A 23,704-nucleotide genomic window follows, 5' to 3' on the forward strand; every position below is an offset into this window, starting at 1 on the left:
ACTTTCCCTAGCATAACACGAGAAAACCTGTAACCGCATTCGATATTTCTCGAATTAAATTAAAAAGTTTCGACTATTTTTCCATGCTTTCCCCTTTCCTGTACCATTCACTTCTTATAATGATTTAAACCACATTTTCATTCTTCTTTACAAGCCTTTGTTAACGTACGATTTTGAGATTTGGCTCATGGACGCTCAAGAGGAAGAATCTGAGTAGAGCCCAGTATCGTTGTAATAACACTATTAACTAACAGAGCCTTTAACAAAGAAAGACCTGGTGCATATACTGGGAAAAAGCCCAGGAGGGGAATTCATGGGAGACTATTGGAGTCAAATGTATGACTGGCGTAATAAAATGAATAAATTCATGGGAGATGACTTCTGGACGGATTTTCAGGATATGTTTGTATCAAATGGTCCACTGGTAAATCTCTATGAATCTGGAAACGAGCTTATTTGCACCGTTTATCTTCCCGGTGTTAAAAACCTGGATGATGTTGATGTTTATATCCATTACCGTACTTTGAAAGTAAAAGGTCAGACGAACATCACACTAAAAGGGTATCGCAATGTTCAGGAAGAGTATAAACATGGTCCTTTCGAACGAATCGTAGAGCTTCCATTTCCAGTCCGTGAAAAACCAATTGATGCTACTTACAAAAGAGGAATCCTGATGATTCATTTGCATCGGCTCATTGAGTCAAAGGAAAATCGGAAGCGTTTGAAGATTAGCGACGAGGAATCAGAAGAATAAAAAAGCCTGAGCTACCGTTAAGATAAAACGATAGCTCAGGCTTTTTTATTCCTTATAAGAATGTAAACAACCCATCGGTAATTCCTATTCGATAAATATAATAGAACCCAAAACCAACTGATAGCATACCAGTTGCCAGGGTCAACTGATGATTCAGCTTTATTTGTCGCCTTGTAGCTACAAATGGAATACCGAGAATCGTAGTAAAGCAAAGCATTCCAGCACATGTGCCAAGTCCAAATACAAGAATATAAACTGCTCCCTGAAAGAGTGTTTCAACTGTACTCATCGTTAGCAAAACCATCGCGGCACTTCCTGCTAGACCATGGATAAATCCAATCATTCCTGACTGTAAGTAGCTTTTGCTCCCTTTCAATCCGGTGTTTGCTGTTTTGGTTAGTAATGTTTTTATTCCAAGAAATACAAGCATAAATCCAACTAGCATTTCAAGCGACATTGCCCATTTATCTGTTATGGTTGCGTTAAATATAAATAAAAGCATCCCAACAAGAAAGAGTGTTGCGGTATGGCCAATTCCCCAATAAACACCCGCTAGTGAAGACTTCCATAAACTCCGTGTCTTACTCGCGATCGTCGAAACAGCAATCACATGATCTGGTTCAATGGCATGCTTTATTCCAAGTAAAAATCCGATAGCTAAAATCGATAGTAAACTAGCATCCATCATTTGTCCCCCCTTACCACTATTTCCGCCAGGATATAGCGCTTCTGTTGTTTGTGTTGTGTATAAATTTTTCTGTAGCTGCAAATATTTTTTCTATAACAGCTGTCCGCTTTGCTAGAATTCTGAGGCAAACACCTGGAACCTGTAACAACGATAGACCAAAATGAGCCTCCCTGAACGAAGCAAGGTACTCTCTTAGATTCTCGACCCATTCAGCTGTTACCTCCTCATGAATGAAGAACATTGAACCAATATGTGTGTTTCCCTCTAACTGAAGCAATTGCATCACGCCTTCATCCGGTTTAAGACGCAAATGATCATAAACCACTAACTTCCCACCCTGATAAACCTTCAATTTTGAAGTAACACAAGTAAACGAGAATAACTCTCCTTCTTTCGACCACCCCGGTGTCAAGATATCTGTTAAAAAGAAGACGGCGCTTTTATCCATATGCAATTCCGTTTCCTGTATAAAGCGTGCATCCTTGTAGGCAATTAGCGGATCCTGCTTCATATGTAATTCACTATTTTCTTCTAGCTTATAACGAGCCTGCTGCACCACTTGTTTATTTGGCGTTTTATACACTTTGGTTGAGGCCTGTGTCGTAACAGCTAATTTAGCGTTCTCGTTTACGTTAATTTCCATATAGTAGGTATCACCATCGACATACCCACCACCTACATGAATGAGTTGAACGAGAGGCAGACCTGCTTCTGTATATGTTGGGCGTGAAATCTTAAACACTCCGTTGTAGTAGGTATCTGAAAGCACAGATTTCCCGTATCGCTCAGATGCTTCTAGCTGAATGTAGCCTGTGTAGGTCACTGCTCAAGCCCTACAAAAAAGGCCTGCTCTTTAATCCAATTCACCACACCAGAAACTCCAGTTTCATCTTTTAAGTTGGTGAAGAAAAATGGACGATCCCCTCTCGATTTCAGGGTATCCTCTCGCATGACATCAAGATTCGCACCAACATAAGGAGCAAGGTCTGTTTTATTAATAATAAAAAGGTCAGACTTAATCATTCCCTGACCACCTTTGCGAGGGATTTTTTCCCCTTGAGCCACATCGATAATGTAAATCGAGAAATCAACAAGCTCCGGGCTAAACGTGGCAGCGAGGTTATCGCCACCGCTCTCGACAAAGATCAGATCAAGATTGGCATGACGTTCATTTAACTCGTCAATTGCCGCAAAATTCATGGATGCATCTTCTCGAATCGCCGTGTGCGGACACCCACCTGTTTCAACTCCAATAATCCGATCAGAAGGCAAGATGCCATTCTTATTTAAAAACATTGCATCTTCTTTAGTATATATATCATTGGTAATGACAGCCATACTAAACTCATTATTCATAGCTCTAGTTAAACGATCGACTAAAAGCGTTTTACCTGCTCCAACCGGTCCACCGATCCCAATTCGGATTGGTTCACTCATTTCCAGATCATCCTTTCTTAGCTCATAAATAAACGTACATTGATTGCCTCATGTTGCATTTGTGCGATCTCAAGACCTGGTGCACCGATGCCAAATTCATATTCGCTAAGCGACATCACACGCTCCACCACTTCACTTAGAAGAGGTTGGATATCAACGAGAATTTGCTGACCTTCAGTTTGTCCAAGCGGAACACCCCGGACCGCATTTTGCACAAGCGATGATGCTGTCGCAAATCCGTAACACGAAATAGCTGTCTCTACATCGATACCAAGTTGCTTGGAAACAATCGCAAACACAAGCGCACTATGTCCGTAGACTTTTTTCTTCTTCAATCCGTCTTTGTATTGATTAAATATCGGACTCGGATAAAGCGTCGATACAACTTTCACAAGTCGATCGCCAATTCTACGATTTCCTTCCCGCGTTTCCCTCGCCATCCCAAGCGCATACAACAATTGATCCAGTTCGAAGAGATGGTCAATATTACCGTTCACTAGCGATTCATACGCTAATCGACAAGCTAAGCCATCTGTGTAAACAAGCTGGTTAGTTAAGAAAAGCTCAAGAGCATGCTGGAATGAGGCGCTGTCATGAATCGTTCCATTAGCAATATACGTTTCTAAACCAAAGGAATGCGAGAAGGCCCCTGATGGAAACTGCGAATCGCTTAATTGAAGAATAGGAAATAGCGTGTTACTCATGGTCATGGCCAATATATTTAAAAGCTTCTTTCATTTTTCGCTTTTCAATGGTGTGTGGTACATTCAGTTCAGTCAACAACTGAACAACAAGGTAATCATGTTGAATAATCATCTCTTCCCCTTCAAATTGAGCTGGCAAATGACGATTGCCGAGCATATGCGCCACTTCCCCCATCTGCTTAATAGATGTTGGGCGAATCGCAATCACTTCATCTTCCATTACACTGACGACAATCATATTATCGTCAGTGCGATAAAGAATATCACCATCAACTAAATCCTTCGGTTTTGACAGTCGAATTCCAAGCTCATTTCCATGATCGGTTTTCACGCGTTGAATCCGCTTTACAAGTTCATCACTGCGAAGATAGACTCTCTCAATATGCGATTGCATAGCTTTTTCATCACGTATGTTTCCTTTAACCTCACTAATAATCATCTCTTTACCACCTCAAAATAAAAAGTATCGTTGCGCCAGTGGAACACTAGTAGCCGGTTCACACGTAATCAGTTCTCCATCCACTACTACTTCATACGTCTCAGGATCAACCTGAATATCTGGAGTCTCCCCGTTGTACTTCATATCTTTCTTTCTAAGCTTTCGTATGTTCCGAACAGGTTTGATGACCTTTTGGAGTCCAAGTTTTTCATGAACTCCTTTATCAATCGCTACCTGCGATAAAAAGGTAATGGATGTTTTCGATTTCGCTTTCCCGTATTGACCGAACATCGGCCTGTAAAGAGCTGGCTGTGGAGTAGGAATAGAAGCATTCGGATCTCCCATTACACTCCAGGCGATCATCCCGCCTTTCAGAATTTGCTCGGGCTTCACCCCGAAAAAGGCCGGCTTCCATAAAACCAAATCAGCTAACTTTCCTACCTCGATCGATCCTACTTCCTCAGAAATTCCATGAGCAATCGCAGGGTTGATCGTGTATTTCGCTATATATCGCTTCACTCGTTCATTATCGTTCTCGGCCCGTAACGGTAATGCACCACGCTGTCTTTTCATTTTATCCGCCGTTTGCCACGTTCTCGAAATCACTTCTCCTACGCGTCCCATCGCCTGTGAATCTGAACTAATAATGCTGAAGACACCCATATCATGTAAAATATCTTCCGCCGCAATCGTCTCTTTTCGAATCCTTGAATCGGCAAAAGCAACATCTTCCGGTACAGAGGAATCAAGATGATGGCAAACCATCAGCATATCTAAATGCTCCGCAATTGTATTTGTCGTAAATGGCCTCGTTGGATTCGTGGACGATGGTAGGATATGCGAATATGAGGCAGCCTTAATAATATCTGGCGCATGCCCTCCACCTGCTCCTTCTGTATGATAAGTATGTATCACACGACCACCGATCGAATTCAGCGTATCTTCCACAAACCCTCCTTCGTTCAATGTATCGGTATGAATGGCTACCTGAATATCATACTGATCGGCTACAGTTAAGGCGGTATCAATGGATGCTGCCGTCGTTCCCCAGTCCTCATGAAGCTTCAGTCCAATGGCACCGGCTTCAATTTGTTCCTGCAAAGCTTCTTCGCCTGAAGCATTTCCTTTGCCAAGAAATCCAAGGTTAACTGGAAAAGATTCTGCAGATTCAAGCATGCGATGAATGTTCCACTCACCAGGCGTACAGGTCGTGGCATTTGTTCCTGTCGCGGGACCCGTCCCACCTCCTAACATAGTTGTGATCCCTGACTCAATCGCCGTTTCGATCAGCTGTGGACAGATAAAATGGATATGTGAATCGATGCCCCCTGCTGTAACAATCATTCCCTCTGCTGCAATTACCTCAGTAGAAGCACCAATCACAATATCAACATCATCCATCAGATAAGGATTTCCTGATTTTCCAATGGTTTCAATCCGACCATCCTTTACACCAATGTCCGCCTTATAAATGCCCGTGTAATCGACTATGAGCGCATTCGTAATAACAAGATCTACTGCATCCTTTCTTGTTACAAGTGGATGCTGCCCCATTCCATCACGAATGACCTTTCCACCACCGAATTTCACTTCATCCCCATACGTCGTTTTGTCACGTTCCACTTCAATAAATAACTCTGTATCGGCTAATCGGACTTGATCACCCACAGTAGGACCAAACATATCGGAATACGCTTTTCTAGAAAGTTCGAAACTCATCGATTCACCTCACCATCTAATGGACCATTCGTTTTATTATTCAGCCCAAATACTTTCCGAGATCCTGAGAACGCAACAAGCATGACCTCTTTCGCATCTCCTGGTTCAAATCGCACTGCAGTACCTGCTGCTATATTCAAGTGCATTCCAAAAGCGCTGTCTCGATCAAACCGCAACGATTCATTCACTTCATAGAAATGGAAATGAGAGCCAATTTGCACCGGCCGATCACCTATATTAGTGACTTCAATTTCAATTGTTTCTTTCCCCTCATTACACGTAATAGGTGTTGATTTTAACTTGTATTCACCTGGAATCAAGGTACTGAACCCCTTTCATATAATTGGATCATGAACGGTAACTAACTTCGTCCCATCCCGGAATGTCGCCTCCACTTGAATATCCGGAATCATTTCCGGGAGACCCTCCATTACATCTTCTCTTGTTAAAATTGTTCTTCCATATTGCATCAGTTCTGCAACGCTCTTACCATCACGCGCACCTTCCAACACTTCATATGTAATGATTGCGATTGCTTCTGGATAATTTAGCTTTAATCCTCTAGCTTGGCGCCTTCTTGCTAAATCTGCTGCCACGACAATCATCAGTTTTTCCTGTTCTCTTGCCATCAATTTCAAACTAGTTCCCCCTTATCAAAACCGAATATTGTGATAATTCACATTATACATAAAATAGAAGAAGAGAAAATAACTTTGCGCCGGATTTTATGCAGTGTGATTAGAAGAGAAATTTTTGAAATCAGTGCAAGAACATTGTTAGACCAAAAACGAAAGCGTAATCATTTTTATAATTTGTTTTCAAAAAAATATGTTAGATTAACTGACAAAACATAATCGCCAAGCTCTAACTGGCGAAAGCCTATTCCTAACGTATAAAAAAGAAGAGGCGCTTTGCCTCTTCTTCAAATCATTCACTTATGAAATTTCACTCTTTCTTCAACAGGTTGAAACTCTTTCTCTCCTGGAGGAGCCGTTGGATTACCAAATGGCATTTGGGCGATTAATTCCCAGTTTGCCGGTACATTCCACTCTTCCTTAACTTGATCATCAATGAGGGGATTATAATGCTGAAGGGAAGCACCAAGGCCCTCCTTTTCTAAAGCAGTCCAGATCACAAATTGAAGCATGCCTGAAGACTGCTGTGACCATTTCGGGAAATTAACCGCAAACGTTGGAAGTTTTTCTTGGAATCCTTTAATAACCTCCTGATCCTCAAAGAAGAGTACCGTACCATATCCGCTCGCAAACCCGTTCATGCGGCCTTCTGTTGCTTCAAACTGGTCTGCCGGAACAATAGCACGTAGGGTTTCTTTCGTAATCTCATTCCAAAGCTTGTTGTGATTTTCGTCAAGAAGGACGACAACACGTGCGCTTTGTGAATTGAAAGCCGATGGTGTATGCTTCACCGCATATTCAATCACTTCTTGAAGCTTTTCATCTGAGATTACTCTTTCTTTCCCAATTCCGTAAATTGATCTTCTATCCTTCACTGCCTCGAAGAAATCCTTCTTGTCTGTACCTGCTTCAGTTCTTGTAGAACTACTTCCAAAAATCTTTTCCATCATACCCATGGTTATAACCACCTTTTCTTTTATTTTTCCAAACTAATTCGAATCATATTCCCTGAAGGATCTTTTGTATAAAATTCATTTCCTTCTTTCCATACCTTGCTGAATTGCTTCACTTGCTCAACACGCTTGCTTCTTTCTTGTTCATCTGGAAATATAAGTGAAAACCATTTAAGCCCGATGCTTCCTTCTTTTGATGGTTCTGCACCAGCACTTTGCCACGTATTCATTCCGAGATGATGGTGATAACCACCATACGATGCGAATAACGCTTGGCTTCCAATTTGACTTACAATTTGAAGCCCCAGCCCTTGCTGATAAAATGTCTTTGCTTCCTCTAAATCAGAAACCTGAAGATGAATGTGTCCCAGAACAGTACCGGCAGGCAACCCATCAAGGCTTCCTTCCGCCTCTTTCATTAATCCCTCTGCATCAAGAACTTCCGTCGTCATAACTACACTGTCTTTCTTCCAGTTCCATTCTTCTGATGGTCGATCCGCATATAGTTCGATTCCATTCCCATCTGGATCGGCAAGATAAATCGCTTCGCTAACTTCGTGATCAGACGCTCCTTGAAGTGGATAGCCTGTGCTCAGAAGGTGAGTCAGCACATTTGCGAGATCTCTTCTCTTAGGAACAAGAAGGGCAAAGTGATACAATCCTGCTGAAGGAAATTTCCTCTTCATTTCTGTTTGTTCCAGTGTTATCAAAGGGGTCACACCATCTGTAGTGAGCACCGCAAGCTCTTTTGTTTCCTGAAGTAATCCGAAACCGATAACCTTCCTATAGAATGTGATAGATCGCTTTAGATCACTAACTAATAATTGAATTTCACCTGTATGTGGAATTGGGGATGAATGAAATTTCATATCATGGCTCCTTTGCTTTGCTGTTACGTATTAAAATGCTTAAATGTTAAGTTTTTATATACTTACTTTATGTAAGTAACTATATAATAATAAATAAACTACGTCAAGTCACTTGTTTCTAATAGATAATCTTTTTATTTAACATAACGATGAGTTATAATGAAATTGGGAGTGAGTTATTATGAGTAAATCGTCTCTTTGTCCTAAGTTTGAAAAAGCAATGTCTCTTCTAAGCCAGCGATGGACAGGCTTGATCATCCATCAACTCCTAGAAGGCCCTCAACGATTTTGTACAGTTGAATCATCTATCGCAATAAGTGGAAGGGTTCTATCTGAGAGGTTAAAGGACCTTGAGCAGCAAGGAATCGTTAAACGAAATGTCTACCCTGAAACGCCAGTGCGTATTGAGTATTCATTAAGCGATAAAGGCCTTGCACTAGCACCAGTCCTGCATGAGATTGAAAACTGGGCTGGAGATTGGGTAGAAGTAGAAGATTCAGATCAAACATAGAATATAGGAAAAGCCGACTGCTCTTAGTTTGAGCAATCGGCTTTTGTTTTTATATTTAAGAGCTTCTTCTTAAATTTGAGTGATTCGCTTTTATGATGAGGTTAAAGAATGATACCTCCACCTAGTGAAGTTCAGCGGTTTATCCGCAGTACCCCCCCCCCCCCCGAAATATCCGAAAAAATTCGATTTTATCCCCGAGGAGGAGGGCTTAGTTAAAAGCATTTAGCAAGACTACAAAAAAGCCAGAGACCATTTGATCTCTGACTTTCTTCAGTTGCCCAGTGACATCCTACTCTTTCAGGGGGAGATCCCCCAACTACCATCGGGGCGCGACAAATATCCACTCCGGTCTGTCATCACTTGCTTCCTCGAATTTCTTGCTTCTCCCACCCCTACGTAGCTTTCAAAGATGTCTTTTTGCTTATTCATGAAGAATCAAACGAGTACAAAACCATACAAAAAAGTCAGAGACCCTATTGATCTCTGACTTTTTCTAGTTGCCTGGCAACGTCCTACTCTTTCAGGGGGAGATCACCCAACTACCATCGGCGCTCGAGCTTAACTTCCGTGTTCTCACACGGGGCGCGATAAGCGGCGAACTTCTTCGTCAGCTGCGCGATGACAGATCCTCATGGATCTCCCGAATATCCACTCCGGTCTGCCATCACTTGCTTCCTCGAATTTCTTGCTTCTCCCACCCCTACGTAGCTTTCGAAGATGTCTTTTTGCTTATTCATGAAGAATCAAACGAGTACAAAACCATACAAAAAAGTCAGAGACCCTATTGATCTCTGACTTTCTTTCAGTTGCCCAGCGACGTCCTACTCTTGCAGGGGGAGATCCCCCAACTACCATCGGCGCTGAAGAGCTTAACTTCCGTGTTCGGCATGGGAACGGGTGTGACCTCTTCGCCATCGTCACTAGACTAACAGGATGTTAGCAATGTTCACCACAGGACGTGGTGCACCTTAATCAAACTTCCTTGTTTCAGGTATTCCCTGAAAACTAGATAGCACGTACAACGTTTTCCAATATGTCCAGCTACGTAAACCAAATCCTCGATCGTTTCACCTTTTTCGCCTGACGCATAAAGCGCGTCTGACTCAAAAGCTTCCAACGCTTGTCGGATTTAAACGGCTTACTTCGCTTTTCGTTTTAGGTTAAGCCCTCGATCGATTAGTATTCGTCAGCTCCACGTGTTGCCACGCTTCCACCCCGAACCTATCTACCTCATCATCTCTAAGGGATCTTACCAGCTTAATGCTGTGGGAAATCTCATCTCGAGGGGGGCTTCATGCTTAGATGCTTTCAGCACTTATCCCTTCCACACGTAGCTACCCAGCTATGCTCCTGGCGGAACAACTGGTACACCAGCGGTGTGTCCATCCCGGTCCTCTCGTACTAAGGACAGCTCCTCTCAAATTTCCTGCGCCCGCGACGGATAGGGACCGAACTGTCTCACGACGTTCTGAACCCAGCTCGCGTACCGCTTTAATGGGCGAACAGCCCAACCCTTGGGACCTACTTCAGCCCCAGGATGCGATGAGCCGACATCGAGGTGCCAAACCTCCCCGTCGATGTGGACTCTTGGGGGAGATAAGCCTGTTATCCCCAGGGTAGCTTTTATCCGTTGAGCGATGGCCCTTCCATGCGGAACCACCGGATCACTAAGCCCGACTTTCGTCCCTGCTCGACTTGTAGGTCTCGCAGTCAAGCTCCCTTGTGCCTTTACACTCTGCGAATGATTTCCAACCATTCTGAGGGAACCTTTGGGCGCCTCCGTTACACTTTAGGAGGCGACCGCCCCAGTCAAACTGCCCACCTGACACTGTCTCCGCACCGGATCACGGTGCTGGGTTAGAATGTCAGTACAGCCAGGGTAGTATCCCACCGACGCCTCCATCGAACCTGGCGGTCCGACTTCTATGGCTCCTACCTATCCTGTACAAGCTGTACCAAAATCCAATATCAGGCTACAGTAAAGCTCCATGGGGTCTTTCCGTCCTGTCGCGGGTAACCTGCATCTTCACAGGTACTATAATTTCACCGGGTCTCTCGTTGAGACAGTATCCAAGTCGTTGCACCTTTCGTGCGGGTCGGAACTTACCCGACAAGGAATTTCGCTACCTTAGGACCGTTATAGTTACGGCCGCCGTTTACTGGGGCTTCGATTCAGAGCTTCTCCCGTAAGGGATAACCCCTCCTCTTAACCTTCCAGCACCGGGCAGGTGTCAGCCCCTATACTTCGCCTTACGGCTTTGCAGAGACCTGTGTTTTTGCTAAACAGTCGCTTGGATCTTTTCACTGCGGCTCCCCTGGGCTATTCACCCGAGGAAGCACCCCTTCTCCCGAAGTTACGGGGTCATTTTGCCGAGTTCCTTAACGAGAGTTCTCCCGATCGTCTTAGGATTCTCTCCTCGCCTACCTGTGTCGGTTTGCGGTACGGGCACCTCTTTCCTCACTAGAGGCTTTTCTTGGCAGTGTAGAATCAGGGACTTCGGTACTTAATTTCCCTCGCCATCACGACTCAGCCTTCGCGGTGAACGGATTTGCCTATTCACCAGCCTAATCGCTTGGACGCGCATTTCCAGCAGCGCGCTCTCCCTATCTTCCTGCGTCCCCCCGTCGTTCAAACGGAAAGGAGGTGGTACAGGAATATCAACCTGTTATCCATCGCCTACGCCTTTCGGCCTCGGCTTAGGTCCCGACTAACCCTGAGCGGACGAGCCTTCCTCAGGAAACCTTGGGCTTTCGACGGACAAGATTCTCACTTGTCTTTCGCTACTCATACCGGCATTCTCACTTCTAAGCGCTCCACCAGTCCTTTCGGTCTGACTTCACAGCCCTTAGAACGCTCTCCTACCATTGTCGTAAGACAATCCACAGCTTCGGTGATACGTTTAGCCCCGGTACATTTTCGGCGCAGCGTCACTCGACCAGTGAGCTATTACGCACTCTTTAAATGATGGCTGCTTCTAAGCCAACATCCTGGTTGTCTAAGCAACGCCACATCCTTTTCCACTTAACGTATACTTTGGGACCTTAGCTGGTGGTCTGGGCTGTTTCCCTCTCGACTACGGATCTTATCACTCGCAGTCTGACTCCCGCGGATAAATCGTTGGCATTCGGAGTTTGACTGGATTCGGTAATCCGGTAAGGACCCCTAGTCCAATCAGTGCTCTACCTCCAAGATTCTTGCCGCGAGGCTAGCCCTAAAGCTATTTCGGAGAGAACCAGCTATCTCCGGGTTCGATTGGCATTTCACCGCTACCCACACCTCATCCCCGCATTTTTCAACATGCGTGGGTTCGGGCCTCCATTCAGTGTTACCTGAACTTCACCCTGGACATGGGTAGATCACCCGGTTTCGGGTCTACAACCACGTACTCTGTCGCCCTATTCAGACTCGCTTTCGCTGCGGCTCCGCCTTATCAGCTTAACCTTGCACGGGATCGTAACTCGCCGGTTCATTCTACAAAAGGCACGCTGTCACCCATTAACGGGCTCCAACTAGTTGTAGGCACACGGTTTCAGGTTCTCTTTCACTCCCCTTCCGGGGTGCTTTTCACCTTTCCCTCACGGTACTGGTTCACTATCGGTCACTAGAGAGTATTTAGCCTTGGGAGATGGTCCTCCCAGATTCCGACGGGGTTTCACGTGTCCCGCCGTACTCAGGATCCGTCTCGGAGGGCAGCGGATTTTGACTACAGGATTGTTACCTTCTGTGATGGACCTTTCCAGGTCGCTTCGTCTATCCGTGCCTTTGTAACTCCAAAGAGACGTCCTACAACCCCAGAGGGCAAGCCCTCTGGTTTGGGCTGATTCCGTTTCGCTCGCCGCTACTCAGGAAATCGCATTTGCTTTCTCTTCCTCCGGGTAATGAGATGTTTCAGTTCCCCGGGTCTGCCTTCCATTCCCTATGTATTCAGAAATGGATACCATCCCATTACGGATGGTGGGTTCCCCCATTCGGAAATCTCCGGATCAAAGCGTACTTACAGCTCCCCGAAGCATATCGGTGTTCGTCCCGTCCTTCTTAGGCTTCTAGTGCCAAGGCATCCACCGTGCGCCCTTAGTAGCTTAACCTTAGACTACATTAGTCGCTTAACGCTTCTAACTTCGTCGATGCACATCGTTAGATGTGACTAACTACTAAAGATTTAACGCAAAAAAATAATAATTATTGGATGTCGTTGTTTATGCTATCTAGTTTTCAAGGAACATGGCTACTATTAGTAATGATGCTTTCACATCGTTATCATTAGTAGATGTAGTTGGTGGAGCCTAGCGGGATCGAACCGCTGACCTCCTGCGTGCAAGGCAGGCGCTCTCCCAGCTGAGCTAAGGCCCCGGGAATTCTTTTATGGTGGGCCTGAGTGGACTCGAACCACCGACCTCACGCTTATCAGGCGTGCGCTCTAACCAGCTGAGCTACAGGCCCACAAAAGAAAAGTAAATACTCCGACATAGCCATTAGCCGGAGGTGTTTTTTAAAAGAGACTTGCTCTTCTTCAAAACTTACCTTTTCAATTGAAAGAATGTAATCATTCTTTCAAAACTAAACGAAACGCTCATGTAAGGTTGGTAACCAATGTTACCTCGTAATTCTCCATAGAAAGGAGGTGATCCAGCCGCACCTTCCGATACGGCTACCTTGTTACGACTTCACCCCAATCATTTGTCCCACCTTCGGCGGCTGGCTCCATAAAGGTTACCCCACCGACTTCGGGTGTTACAAACTCTCGTGGTGTGACGGGCGGTGTGTACAAGGCCCGGGAACGTATTCACCGCGGCATGCTGATCCGCGATTACTAGCAATTCCGGCTTCATGCAGGCGAGTTGCAGCCTGCAATCCGAACTGAGAACGGCTTTATGGGATTCGCTTCACCTCGCGGTGTTGCTGCCCTTTGTACCGTCCATTGTAGCACGTGTGTAGCCCAGGTCATAAGGGGCATGATGATTTGACGTCATCCCCACCTTCCTCCGGTTTGTCACCGGCAGTCACCTTAGAGTGCCCAACTAAATGCTGGCAACTAAGATCAAGGGTTGCGCTCGTTGCGGGACTTAACCCAACATCTCACGACACGAGCTGACGACAACCATGCACCACCTGTCACTCTGTCCCCCGAAGGGGAACGTCCTGTCTCCAGGATTGTCAGAGGATGTCAAGACCTGGTAAGGTTCTTCGCGTTGCTTCGAATTAAACCACATGCTCCACTGCTTGTGCGGGCCCCCGTCAATTCCTTTGAGTTTCAACCTTGCGGTCGTACTCCCCAGGCGGAGTGCTTAATGTGTTAACTTCAGCACTGAGGGTGGAACCCCCCAACACCTAGCACTCATCGTTTACGGCGTGGACTACCAGGGTATCTAATCCTGTTTGCTCCCCACGCTTTCGCGCCTCAGCGTCAGTTACAGACCAGAGAGCCGCCTTCGCCACTGGTGTTCCTCCACATATCTACGCATTTCACCGCTACACGTGGAATTCCACTCTCCTCTTCTGCACTCAAGTCCCCCAGTTTCCAATGACCCTCCACGGTTGAGCCGTGGGCTTTCACATCAGACTTAAAGGACCGCCTGCGCGCGCTTTACGCCCAATAATTCCGGACAACGCTTGCCACCTACGTATTACCGCGGCTGCTGGCACGTAGTTAGCCGTGGCTTTCTGGTTAGGTACCGTCAAGGTACCGCCCTATTCGAACGGTACTTGTTCTTCCCTAACAACAGAGCTTTACGACCCGAAGGCCTTCGTCACTCACGCGGCGTTGCTCCGTCAGACTTTCGTCCATTGCGGAAGATTCCCTACTGCTGCCTCCCGTAGGAGTCTGGGCCGTGTCTCAGTCCCAGTGTGGCCGATCACCCTCTCAGGTCGGCTACGCATCGTCGCCTTGGTAAGCCATTACCTTACCAACTAGCTAATGCGCCGCGGGCCCATCCTGCAGTGTTAGCCAGAGGCCAACTTTCAACATCACACCATGCGGTGCGATGTATTACCCGGTATTAGCTCCGGTTTCCCGGAGTTATCCCAGTCTGCAGGGCAGGTTGCCCACGTGTTACTCACCCGTCCGCCGCTAAGATTTGGGAGCAAGCTCCCAAATCTCCGCTCGACTTGCATGTATTAGGCACGCCGCCAGCGTTCGTCCTGAGCCAGGATCAAACTCTCCGATAGAAAGCTTAATCTAGCTTTTAAAACAATGTTTGTTTCCGTAGAAACAACTACTTACATGGCGTTTCGTTCAGTTTTCAAAGATCGATTCATTTCTTTCGTTTGTCGTTTTCAGCGACTTAACTAATATAACATGTTTTGTCTATTGAAGTCAACAACTAATTTGTAACGATTTTTCCGGTGTTGCTCGCTTCACCAAGCAGCAACGCTATCAATCATACCTCATTACCCAATTGTAGTCAATCACTTTTTTATGCGATTGATGTTGTTTTCTTAACAACGTTCTCTACTATATCAGTTGCTTTATTTGAGGTCAACACCTTTTTTGGATTTATATTCGGAACTACTGGTCATTATCAAAATAATACCTATACTGTTAATGATTAATCCATTAATGCTTAAACCATTCATACCAGCTCATCTATTTATGAAGCGAACTGACTATAAAAAAACACAGAGCGTGTGCCCCGCTCTGTCTATCTCCTTAATCAAACGTTTGTTTAACCTACTCGTCTCTCCTCAATCTTCTCGAACATCTCATCTTTCTTTTGGTCTGTTATCGAGAACTTCTTTGGCATCATTAAGACAGAACTCCTGTATCTCAAGACATTTAAAAATGTTGATCACTTCATACAATGACTATATTCGTTAATACAACAATGTTCGTATGAAGCAAAAATTAAAGGACATGAGTCCGGTAGAATACCGAAACCATGTCCTCAAGGTTGCCTAAATAATATGTCTAACTTTTTGGGTCAGTTCATTGCTCGGCAGTTTTAGTAGTAAACACTATGCTAGGAACACGAAATACGCAATGAAGACAAAGAACAATACATACATAATCGGGTGAATTTTCTTTCCTTCTCCTTTTACGACCATTGTGATCGGGTACATTACGAACCCGAGGGCAATTCCTGTCGCTATGCTATACGTAAGTGGCATAGCAATAATCGTTAAGAATGCAGGAACCGCAATCTCAAGTCGCTTCCATTCAATGTTTCCAAGTACACTAACCATCAGAACACCTACAATAATTAATACCGGCGCAGTAACAGATGCTGTTACAACTGATAATAACGGTGAAAAGAATAAGGCTAGAAGGAAGAAGCCTGCTGTAACAACGGAAGTGAAACCTGTTCGTCCACCAGCAGCTACACCTGATGAAGATTCGATGTATGCAGTAGTTGTAGACGTACCAAGTACAGCTCCGAGTACCGTTGCTGAGGAATCAGCAAACAATGCTTTTCCTGCTCGTGGTAGCTTGTTGTCTTTCATAATTCCAGCCTGAGTGGCAACAGCAATCAATGTACCTGCTGTATCGAAGAAATCAACAAATAAGAACGTGAGAACAACAACAAGCATATCGATTGTAAACAAGTCGCCGAGATGACCGAAAGCAACGCCGAACGTTGGCTCAAGACTCGGAATACTTCCAACGACGCCATTCGGAAGTGGAACCTGGTTGAAAATCATCCCGACGATCGCCGTGATAACCATTCCGTAAAAGATGCCACCAGTTACATTACGAACCATTAAGATCACTGTTACGATCAAGCCAAATACCGCAAGGAGAGTTGGACCTGCAAGAAGATCTCCCAGCTGAACAAGTGTCGAATCGTTATTTTGGACGATCCCAGCACTCTGAAGACCGATAAATGCGATAAAAAGTCCAATTCCGCTCGCTGCTGCATATTTTAATTCCATTGGAATCGCGTTAATAATCATTTCTCTAATTTTAAAAATCGTAATAATAATAAAGATAATTCCTGAAACAAGTACGCCCGCAAGCGCCGTTTCCCAAGGCACACCCATGACGGTTACAACGGAATACGTGAAAAAGGCATTGAGCCCCATTCCCGGTGCGAGAGCGATTGGATACCCTGCAATCACACCCATAATTAATGTACCTAGAGCAGCTGCAAGCGCAGTTGCTGTAAAGACGGCTCCCTGGTCCATTCCAGCGTCAGCTAGTATAGCCGGGTTTACAAATAGAATGTAAGCCATAGATAGAAATGTTGTTAACCCTGCAATCGTTTCTTTTCTGTATGTTGTATTATGCTCTTTAAAGCGAAAAAAACGGTCCATCTTTATTTCCCCCTTATTCCGTCACCCACCTGTTTAACAGAAAAAGCCCCGGGTTCTCTACCCGGAGCGGACTAATAGGAAAAGAGATGATGGCAATCCGCCTGCTTCATGAGCTGGTCGTTTCACAGATCCCTCTATTTCCTTCGTAGTCAGGCTATTTACGGTAGCCTGGTAGAGACTTTCGGGCCTTATTCCCGATGTTATACGATGGATGGTCGTTCGTTTTTTACTTTTGTAGTGTATCAACTAATTCACCCTCAGTCAATACTGAACACGAACATTATCTATAAAATGAAACAACTTCGTTCGGATTTATTCCCACTCAATTGTTGCAGGTGGCTTGGACGTGATGTCGTACACGACGCGGTTAACATGATCTACCTCATTTACAATTCGCGTTGAGATGATTTCGAGGATCTCGAATGGAATACGCGCCCAGTCGGATGTCATCCCATCAATCGACGTTACAGCACGAACACCGATTGTATAGTCATATGTTCTCGCATCACCCATAACTCCTACGCTACGGAAATCAGGAAGTGCAGTGAAGTACTGCCAAATTTCACGATCAAGTCCTGCTTTTTTAATTTCTTCTCGCAGGATCGCATCGGATTCACGAACAACCTTTAACTTCTCTTCCGTCACTTCCCCAATCACACGGATTCCAAGACCCGGTCCTGGGAAAGGCTGTCTCCACACAATTTCGTCAGGAAGACCAAGCTCTGTACCAACTATTCGAACTTCATCTTTGAAAAGCATATTTAATGGTTCGATCAAATCAAGCTTCATGTCTTCAGGAAGTCCGCCTACGTTGTGATGGGACTTAATCGTTTGAGCTGTTGCTGTTCCACTTTCAACGATATCTGTATAAAGCGTTCCCTGAGCAAGGAAGGACATGTCTTCAAGCTTTTCTGATTCTTCTTCAAACACGTAGATGAATTCGTTCCCGATGATTTTACGCTTCTTCTCTGGATCTGTAACGCCTTTTAGCTTTGTCAGGAAGCGATCTGCCGCATCAATTTTGATCAGGTTCATTTCGAACCCATCACCAAATGTCTTCATAACACTATCCGCTTCATCTTTACGAAGAAGACCGTGATCAACAAACATACATGTTAACTGGTCACCAATTGCTCGATGAATCAGGGCTGCAACAACAGAAGAGTCAACACCTCCGCTTAGTGCACAGAGAACTTTCTTATTTCCTACAGCTTCACGGATTGTATCAATTTGCTCATCAATGAAGTTTTCCATTGACCAGTTTCCTTCACATTCACACACTTTATAGACAAAGTTCTTCAACAGTTCGTTTCCGTGCTCAGTATGACGAACTTCCGGGTGGAACTGAACACCATAAAGGTGACGGGAAGAGTCACTCATTGCAGCAACTGGGCAAGATGGGTTAGTAGCAGCTACCTCAAATCCTTCTGGTGGAGCCGTTACAAGATCTCCGTGACTCATCCATACGGACTGCTCTTCTGGCAGGCCTTCATAAAGAGGAGATTGATGTACGACTTTAAGCAAGGCTTTACCGTATTCACGGTGCTTTGCGGCTTCCACTCCCCCACCAAAATGATGCGTCATAAGCTGCATACCGTAGCAAATGCCAAGAACGGGAATGCCAAGTTCAAAAATTTCTTCGTCACAGCGTGGGGCATCTTCGCCGTACACGCTGTTCGGTCCACCTGAGAAAATAATTCCTTTAGGGTTAATCTTTTTAACTTCTTCTGCTGTAATGGTGTTCGGATGCAATTCACTAAATACACCCAGGTCACGAATACGTCTTGCGATTAGCTGATTGTACTGCCCACCAAAGTCGAGGACAATAATGGATTCCTGTTCTTCTAACATCTAATTCCCTCACTTCTATTTAGTCTCTGCTAGTATTTCCTTAAATCGGTTCGAAACACTGATTCCTGCATCATATCAGCTTTTCTGGTGCTTTCACCCCAATAAAAATATAAAAAAAGCCAGAACTCTGCCATGGTACAAAGGCAGAATCCTGGTTTTTACTAGGAGTATCTGCCTTCATAGTCAGATCATTTACGGTGATCCGGTAGAGACTTCTGGGCCTTATTCCCAGGGATATACGAAGGTTACATCTTACTCTCGATTAAACTATGGATTCATTCTATCAACCGTCTATACAGCGGTCAAGATTCCATCTTTTTGATTAAATTTTCCCACAATTCCCTCATTTCATGCCATGAGGTATCGCTTGTTTTTCCTCGATAGTAATTTTCCTCATAGCTCCTCGTTAAGACCTTCATATCCTGCGTCTGAAGCTCTCGATCGACTTGCACCGCATATTCCCTGAGCGTCTGATCATTTCCACGTTTTATCCCGTGAAGTTCTAGAAGCCAGAGGAGACGGAAATAAGCTTCAGAAAGAGCCCTTCCATCGTCACGCTTTCTATAGCGGGATATAACAATACGCTTTAGCCACTTCTTATAATTTATAAACACAAGATAAGCGAGAGCCATCAGTAAGAGAACAAGTCCAATTGTATGCCAGATCGTCCACTCAAAAGAGAAGGATGATGATCCAGACGAGGATGCCTGCTGGTCAATCGCCTGCTCAGGCTGCTGAGCCTGTTCTTCTTCAGGCTGAACCGGGTCGGGTGTTTCTGTATTTGAGGCTTCATTGGCATTGTAATCATTCACAAAATCAGCTTGACCTGAAAATCCTCTCGTTGGTTCGAATGGCACCCAGCCAATTCCAGGAAAATAAGCTTCCACCCATGAGTGGGCATTGTTGTTTGTAATTTCATACTCACGATAGTCTCCAGCCGCCTCGACGAACTCACCTTCCGTAAATCCTTTCACCCAGCGTGCCGGAATCCCCAGACTTCTAAGGAGTACCGTCATGGAACTAGAATAGTTATCACAATACCCTAGCTTACTTTCAAATAAAAACTGATCAACATAATCCTCATTTTCACCAGGTACCTCTACATCCATTGTTTCATAAACGAATCCATTTCCAACGAAGTAATTCTCAATAGCTCGCGCTTTATCGTAAGGATTGGTTTCATCCCCTGTAATTTCTTCAGCAAGAGCGCCAACTCTTTCTGGTAGGGTTTCTGGCAATTGAAGATATCTTTCTTGTATCTGATTCGGATACTCGACCGGCGCGTCTCTTAATAGCTTTTCTGAGAAAGTAGGAGATTCATAAGCAAGGTCATAGTTATCAAGCACCAGAGGTTCACCGAGATTTTGTGTAAACACTTTCCCAGTAAGCGGATTTACTAGAAATTCAACATCTTCCCCTGTCTGTATATCAGTTACCTGACCGGGGTGAATAAGGAAATCGAAGTTCTCATTTCCACTCATGCTAATTTTTGTATCAAGCGCTTCGACTTCAACACTGTCTTCGAATAAGATTTCCGTACGACCTTCAAAAGGACTTCGATCATTGGATGACGCCTCCCAGCCTTTTCCGGTATACACGTCTTTCGTTTCAACGCGCCAGTAGCCTCGATCTTTAATTTCAGCTGTAAAAACTGGCGTGTCATCCATCACAAATGGACCACCAAGACGCGAGTCATCCTCACCATAGCCAATTTTGCTTATCCCGTTTCCATTCCCAGCTCCATCACCGTCACCAGTTGTCTTTTTTAAAAAAGGGACAGGGTCTGGCCACTGCGGCTCAGCCTTTGGTGCAATGTAGCCAAATAGTGATGAAAACGCAATGATAATAACGAGAGGCATCAGCCAGTATACAGGGAAACGTCCTTTTGAAAACGTAACGCCCTCCTGCTCCTGAATTCGAAGGATTTGCAATAAACCAAGCAAGATAAAACCAATCACAACGATACGAATAATTGCATTGTCGGCATTGTAGACGGTAAATGTATCAATAACTGAAATGTAGACAATTGTAACGAGAAGAAATAAAAAGATTCTTCTTGTTTGAATGAGCCAGTATTGCATTAAATAACTAATGAGCCATAAGAGAATGAAAAACAGAAGCGTTCGGAAAACGTTTGAAAGTCCTTCCCAATTTGTATCAAATAGGTATCCCACATTCTGAGAGACATCTGAGATAAAATATTCAAACCAGAGAAAATCAAAGAATGGTCCCGGAAAAAACATGGCGTGTAGGGCATATATTAACAAAGCTGCTTTAATTGGAAACGATAACCAGAACGGCAATTGGAAATATGAAAGGAGAAACACAAACGCTGTAAACAAAATAAAAATTTCTGTCTGTCCTGTATCGGTTAAAACAGTGAGTGGTCTTAACCACTCCCAGAATAATAGAAAACCAAGACCATAAAGGAGCAGGGAGAACAGCCAGTCTGTTTTTTCATTAACTTGTTGCACGCTTCCCACCTGCCTTTATCTCATCATTAAATACGTCCCCTGCTATCGCATGAGCTTTCACACCATATTGGGTAAGCTTATTCAATTCCGCCTGATCTTCTAACGTTAAATGTTCGGTTACATAGAAAAATTCAACATGCACCTTTCGTGACACGAGCTCTTTGAGTGTCGACGTAAATCCACTTTCGAGCGACGCACTAATCATGAACACACCTGTCCCAGCAGGAAAATGATGGGCTTCTTTTTTTACAATCGTATCGAATCGCGCGCTGCTGTCTGCTTCTATCCGCGCAAGATGATGAAAAATTCTGCGACGCTGTGCCTTGCCACCGTTTATAGTCAAAACAGAATGATCTTTTCCAGAAGAGACAAGACCGATCATAGCGTTTTGCCTTAAGGCCGAATTGGTTACTGAAGCAACCAGACGTACTGCCTTCTCAAATAAAGGAGATCCTTCTTGCCCATAGTGAGCAGTCTCGCGATCGAGAAAAACCATAAAATCCTGGCTGATTTGCTGTTCAAACTGTTTCGTTAATAGCTTCGAACCTTTTGCTGTTGCTTTCCAATCAATCCAGGATAGCTTGTCACCCGGTACATAATCCCTGATACTAACAGCTGTCGAATAATCCAGATCTGCTTTTCTTGGCGAAGGTCTCGTACCTGAAAGCTGCTGGTTGTAAGGTGACCAAGAAATCTCCTGATAAGCCGGTAGAACGAAAATTGCTTGAGCCGACTCGATGGCTTCCTCATGCTGAACAAATCCAAACATATCCCCTGTTTTACAGCGCAACTTCTTAAAATGATACTCTCCTCGTGGAATCGATTTAATCGAATAGCTGAAAGATAATTCTCTTCGAAACATGGGAAGCAGAAGAGCAAGCGAGCGCTTTTGATAACGGGAGGATGACTCTCTCGCAAAAGGTATAAGCCGTTCAGGAAGAACGTCTTCTACAACTAAATAGAAGAGTGGAAAACGATTGTTACGCTCAACATGAATCGTTACCATCAATTCCTGTCCATCAGTTAGTTCAGTATGACTTAATGTTCGTTTCATCTTCAAACCATTGAGAGGATAAAATATCAGAAGAAGCGAATACAACGCGAATGGTAAAAAGCTATAGAACAGGAACCAGCTAACGAATCCTCCCTGGAACATTGCATATGAGAATGTAGTTAGAAAAAGAAGTGCTAAAAAGAGGGATTTTAACACTCGATTGTTCGCAAGCCTGTCCCTCATTTCACTTTCTCTTCCCTCTGAAGAGGTACCCTTACCCGATGAATAATCTCTTTAATAATCTCCTCAGGCTTCTGACCTTCAAAAGCCGCCTCAGATTTTAAAATGATCCGGTGGGATAATACGTATGGAGCAAGGTATTTCACATCATCTGGCAATACATAGTCCCTGTTTCTCATAAATGCATACGCCTGACAGGCTTTCATCAACGAAAGTGATCCACGTGGGCTTGCGCCAAGATAAATAGACGTATTGTTTCTTGTCCGACTAACAATATCAATAATGTATTGTTTAACAGACTCTTTAACGTATACCGCTTTTACCTGTTTTTGCATGTCTAATAAATCCTCAAGTTCAAGTGCAGTTCCAATCGAATCAATCGGATGCGCATGTTCGGTACGATTCAGTACTTCTAGTTCCTCTTCAGGTGTAGGATACCCCATCCTTAGCTTTAGCAGAAAACGATCAAGCTGGGCTTCCGGGAGCGGGTATGTTCCTTCATACTCAATCGGATTCTGCGTTGCCATTACAAAAAACGGTTGTGGAAGAACGTGCGTTTCTCCATCAACTGTTACGTTCCCCTCCTCCATACCTTCTAGAAGAGCTGACTGAGTTTTCGGTGACGTTCGATTAATTTCATCTGCTAAAATAATGTTGCCGAGTAGCGGCCCTTTTCGAAATTCGAATTTCATCTCACTTTGATTAAAAATGGAAACACCGGTTAAATCGGAAGGCAGTAAATCCGGGGTGAATTGAATACGATTAAACCGTGCCCCAACAGATTTAGCGAGGGCTCGAACCATCATTGTTTTACCAACTCCAGGAACATCCTCAAGTAGAACATGACTTCCAGCAAGCAGTGCCACAAGACTTAGTTCAGTAACATCCCTTTTACCAACCATCACCTGCTCGATATTTTCAATCACTTGTTTAACAGCTGGTTGGTACGTATCAAACTGGTAAGGTGAACTCATAGCTGATTCCTCCAATATTCCTTAATCAAGGCAATATATATTTGAATATAGGTGTTTTATACTATCTTTATAGAAGTGGAATGTCTGAATACTCATAACCTTATTGTAACAAAAAAATGAAAGCAGACGTTAGTAAGAGTGTGGGTTTCCTTTATTCTCATTATTGCAATCAAAATGAGCCATCTAATTTAGATTAAATTTCCAATTCGTTTCA

At 44.3% G+C, this 23,704-nt stretch carries 17 protein-coding genes, 2 tRNA genes, 3 rRNA genes, 1 pseudogene and 2 riboswitches; of the genes and pseudogenes, 3 read left to right on the top strand and 20 right to left on the bottom strand.

What is annotated here, in order from left to right; all coding sequences use genetic code 11:
- The first annotated feature begins 313 nt into the window (after window positions 1-313).
- On the top strand, window positions 314-754 hold the full coding sequence (locus tag ABFG93_RS09945; RefSeq protein ID WP_347552618.1) for an Hsp20/alpha crystallin family protein: 441 nt from the start codon (window positions 314-316) through the stop codon (window positions 752-754).
- Between the two features lie 52 nt (window positions 755-806).
- Here the strand turns inward: ABFG93_RS09945 and ABFG93_RS09950 are convergent, their stop codons facing one another.
- The 10 genes from ABFG93_RS09950 to ABFG93_RS09995 all read right to left on the bottom strand — a co-directional run bounded on the left by ABFG93_RS09950 (window position 807) and on the right by ABFG93_RS09995 (window position 8,198).
- Window positions 807-1,439: an urease accessory protein UreH gene (locus tag ABFG93_RS09950; RefSeq protein WP_347552805.1), complete on the bottom strand. Its 633-nt coding sequence runs from the start codon at window positions 1,437-1,439 to the stop codon at window positions 807-809.
- Window positions 1,440-1,458: 19 nt separating this feature from the next.
- Window positions 1,459-2,265, bottom strand: a complete 807-nt coding sequence (locus tag ABFG93_RS09955; protein WP_347552619.1) for an urease accessory protein UreD — start codon at window positions 2,263-2,265, stop codon at window positions 1,459-1,461.
- On the bottom strand, window positions 2,262-2,879 hold the full coding sequence (ureG, locus tag ABFG93_RS09960) for an urease accessory protein UreG (protein WP_347552620.1): 618 nt from the start codon (window positions 2,877-2,879) through the stop codon (window positions 2,262-2,264). Before ureG ends, ABFG93_RS09955 begins: the two co-directional genes overlap by 4 nt.
- 17 nt (window positions 2,880-2,896) lie before the next feature.
- Window positions 2,897-3,589 (bottom strand): urease accessory protein UreF, encoded by a 693-nt coding sequence (locus ABFG93_RS09965; RefSeq protein WP_347552806.1) that lies wholly within the window; start codon window positions 3,587-3,589, stop codon window positions 2,897-2,899.
- On the bottom strand, window positions 3,576-4,022 hold the full coding sequence (locus tag ABFG93_RS09970) for an urease accessory protein UreE (protein ID WP_347552621.1): 447 nt from the start codon (window positions 4,020-4,022) through the stop codon (window positions 3,576-3,578). Before ABFG93_RS09970 ends, ABFG93_RS09965 begins: the two co-directional genes overlap by 14 nt.
- Window positions 4,023-4,034: 12 nt before the next feature.
- The gene (gene ureC / locus ABFG93_RS09975; RefSeq protein ID WP_347552622.1) at window positions 4,035-5,741 is read right to left on the bottom strand and encodes an urease subunit alpha; all 1,707 of its coding nucleotides are present in this window, start codon (window positions 5,739-5,741) and stop codon (window positions 4,035-4,037) included.
- A complete protein-coding gene (locus tag ABFG93_RS09980) occupies window positions 5,738-6,061 on the bottom strand; it encodes an urease subunit beta (RefSeq protein WP_347552623.1) in 324 nt (107 codons plus the stop codon). The genes ureC and ABFG93_RS09980 overlap by 4 nt, the downstream gene beginning before the upstream one ends.
- A gap of 15 nt (window positions 6,062-6,076) precedes the next feature.
- Complete coding sequence (locus ABFG93_RS09985; protein WP_347552624.1) at window positions 6,077-6,379, bottom strand: urease subunit gamma; 303 nt, start codon at window positions 6,377-6,379, stop codon at window positions 6,077-6,079.
- Between the two features lie 293 nt (window positions 6,380-6,672).
- Window positions 6,673-7,323: a nitroreductase family protein gene (locus ABFG93_RS09990; RefSeq protein WP_347552807.1), complete on the bottom strand. Its 651-nt coding sequence runs from the start codon at window positions 7,321-7,323 to the stop codon at window positions 6,673-6,675.
- 29 nt (window positions 7,324-7,352) lie between these two features.
- Window positions 7,353-8,198, bottom strand: a complete 846-nt coding sequence (locus tag ABFG93_RS09995) for a VOC family protein (protein ID WP_347552625.1) — start codon at window positions 8,196-8,198, stop codon at window positions 7,353-7,355.
- Between the two features lie 181 nt (window positions 8,199-8,379).
- On the opposite strand from ABFG93_RS09995, the gene ABFG93_RS10000 reads away from it, so the two are divergent.
- Window positions 8,380-8,709: a winged helix-turn-helix transcriptional regulator gene (locus ABFG93_RS10000; protein ID WP_347552626.1), complete on the top strand. Its 330-nt coding sequence runs from the start codon at window positions 8,380-8,382 to the stop codon at window positions 8,707-8,709.
- 808 nt (window positions 8,710-9,517) lie between these two features.
- On the opposite strand, the gene rrf is transcribed toward ABFG93_RS10000, so the two are convergent.
- From rrf to ABFG93_RS10025, 5 genes are all read right to left on the bottom strand, one after another.
- Window positions 9,518-9,634: ribosomal RNA gene (rrf, locus tag ABFG93_RS10005) — 5S ribosomal RNA — on the bottom strand.
- 231 nt (window positions 9,635-9,865) lie between these two features.
- Window positions 9,866-12,795 (bottom strand): 23S ribosomal RNA (locus tag ABFG93_RS10010).
- A gap of 189 nt (window positions 12,796-12,984) precedes the next feature.
- A tRNA-Ala gene (locus ABFG93_RS10015) sits at window positions 12,985-13,060 on the bottom strand.
- A 13-nt stretch (window positions 13,061-13,073) separates the two neighbouring features.
- Window positions 13,074-13,150, bottom strand: a tRNA-Ile gene (locus tag ABFG93_RS10020).
- 174 nt (window positions 13,151-13,324) lie between these two features.
- Window positions 13,325-14,875 (bottom strand): 16S ribosomal RNA (locus ABFG93_RS10025).
- The 16S, 23S and 5S rRNA genes sit together here with 2 tRNA genes alongside, the layout of an rRNA operon.
- Before the next feature lie 655 nt (window positions 14,876-15,530).
- Between ABFG93_RS10025 and ABFG93_RS23090 the strand changes: the two are divergent.
- Window positions 15,531-15,605, top strand: a pseudogene (locus ABFG93_RS23090) (IS3 family transposase); the annotation flags it as partial.
- 56 nt (window positions 15,606-15,661) lie between these two features.
- On the opposite strand, the gene ABFG93_RS10035 reads toward ABFG93_RS23090, so the two are convergent.
- From ABFG93_RS10035 to ABFG93_RS10055, 5 genes are all read right to left on the bottom strand, one after another.
- On the bottom strand, window positions 15,662-16,957 hold the full coding sequence (locus ABFG93_RS10035; protein WP_347552627.1) for an NCS2 family permease: 1,296 nt from the start codon (window positions 16,955-16,957) through the stop codon (window positions 15,662-15,664).
- Window positions 16,958-17,083: 126 nt separating this feature from the next.
- Window positions 17,084-17,185: riboswitch (purine riboswitch) on the bottom strand.
- An 84-nt stretch (window positions 17,186-17,269) separates the two neighbouring features.
- The gene (gene guaA, locus ABFG93_RS10040) at window positions 17,270-18,808 is read right to left on the bottom strand and encodes a glutamine-hydrolyzing GMP synthase (protein ID WP_347552628.1); all 1,539 of its coding nucleotides are present in this window, start codon (window positions 18,806-18,808) and stop codon (window positions 17,270-17,272) included.
- Window positions 18,809-18,968: 160 nt separating this feature from the next.
- Window positions 18,969-19,070: riboswitch (purine riboswitch) on the bottom strand.
- Between the two features lie 40 nt (window positions 19,071-19,110).
- Entirely contained in the window at window positions 19,111-21,282 is a 2,172-nt protein-coding gene (locus ABFG93_RS10045; RefSeq protein WP_347552629.1) for a DUF4129 domain-containing transglutaminase family protein, read from the bottom strand.
- Window positions 21,269-22,519, bottom strand: a complete 1,251-nt coding sequence (locus tag ABFG93_RS10050; RefSeq protein ID WP_347552630.1) for a DUF58 domain-containing protein — start codon at window positions 22,517-22,519, stop codon at window positions 21,269-21,271. The genes ABFG93_RS10045 and ABFG93_RS10050 overlap by 14 nt, the downstream gene beginning before the upstream one ends.
- Window positions 22,516-23,490 (bottom strand): AAA family ATPase, encoded by a 975-nt coding sequence (locus ABFG93_RS10055; RefSeq protein ID WP_347552631.1) that lies wholly within the window; start codon window positions 23,488-23,490, stop codon window positions 22,516-22,518. Before ABFG93_RS10055 ends, ABFG93_RS10050 begins: the two co-directional genes overlap by 4 nt.
- Between the last annotated feature and the right edge of the window lie 214 nt (window positions 23,491-23,704).

The sequence above is a fragment of the Pseudalkalibacillus hwajinpoensis genome (assembly GCF_039851965.1).
In the GTDB taxonomy this organism is placed as follows: domain Bacteria; phylum Bacillota; class Bacilli; order Bacillales; family Guptibacillaceae; genus Guptibacillus; species Guptibacillus hwajinpoensis_E.

Excerpts from the sequence above, each read along its gene's own strand:
- ABFG93_RS09995 (WP_347552625.1), bottom strand. The coding sequence starts at position 8,198 with ATGAAATTTCATTCATCCCCAATTCCACATACAGGTGAAATTCAATTA.
- ureG (WP_347552620.1), bottom strand. The coding sequence starts at position 2,879 with ATGAGTGAACCAATCCGAATTGGGATCGGTGGACCGGTTGGAGCAGGT.
- ABFG93_RS09990 (WP_347552807.1), bottom strand. The coding sequence starts at position 7,323 with ATGGAAAAGATTTTTGGAAGTAGTTCTACAAGAACTGAAGCAGGTACA.
- ABFG93_RS09945 (WP_347552618.1), top strand. The coding sequence starts at position 314 with ATGGGAGACTATTGGAGTCAAATGTATGACTGGCGTAATAAAATGAAT.
- ureC (WP_347552622.1), bottom strand. The coding sequence starts at position 5,741 with ATGAGTTTCGAACTTTCTAGAAAAGCGTATTCCGATATGTTTGGTCCT.
- ABFG93_RS09950 (WP_347552805.1), bottom strand. The coding sequence starts at position 1,439 with ATGGATGCTAGTTTACTATCGATTTTAGCTATCGGATTTTTACTTGGA.
- ABFG93_RS10050 (WP_347552630.1), bottom strand. The coding sequence starts at position 22,519 with ATGAGGGACAGGCTTGCGAACAATCGAGTGTTAAAATCCCTCTTTTTA.
- guaA (WP_347552628.1), bottom strand. The coding sequence starts at position 18,808 with ATGTTAGAAGAACAGGAATCCATTATTGTCCTCGACTTTGGTGGGCAG.
- ABFG93_RS09970 (WP_347552621.1), bottom strand. The coding sequence starts at position 4,022 with ATGATTATTAGTGAGGTTAAAGGAAACATACGTGATGAAAAAGCTATG.
- ABFG93_RS10055 (WP_347552631.1), bottom strand. The coding sequence starts at position 23,490 with ATGAGTTCACCTTACCAGTTTGATACGTACCAACCAGCTGTTAAACAA.
- ABFG93_RS10000 (WP_347552626.1), top strand. The coding sequence starts at position 8,380 with ATGAGTAAATCGTCTCTTTGTCCTAAGTTTGAAAAAGCAATGTCTCTT.
- ABFG93_RS09965 (WP_347552806.1), bottom strand. The coding sequence starts at position 3,589 with ATGACCATGAGTAACACGCTATTTCCTATTCTTCAATTAAGCGATTCG.
- ABFG93_RS10035 (WP_347552627.1), bottom strand. The coding sequence starts at position 16,957 with ATGGACCGTTTTTTTCGCTTTAAAGAGCATAATACAACATACAGAAAA.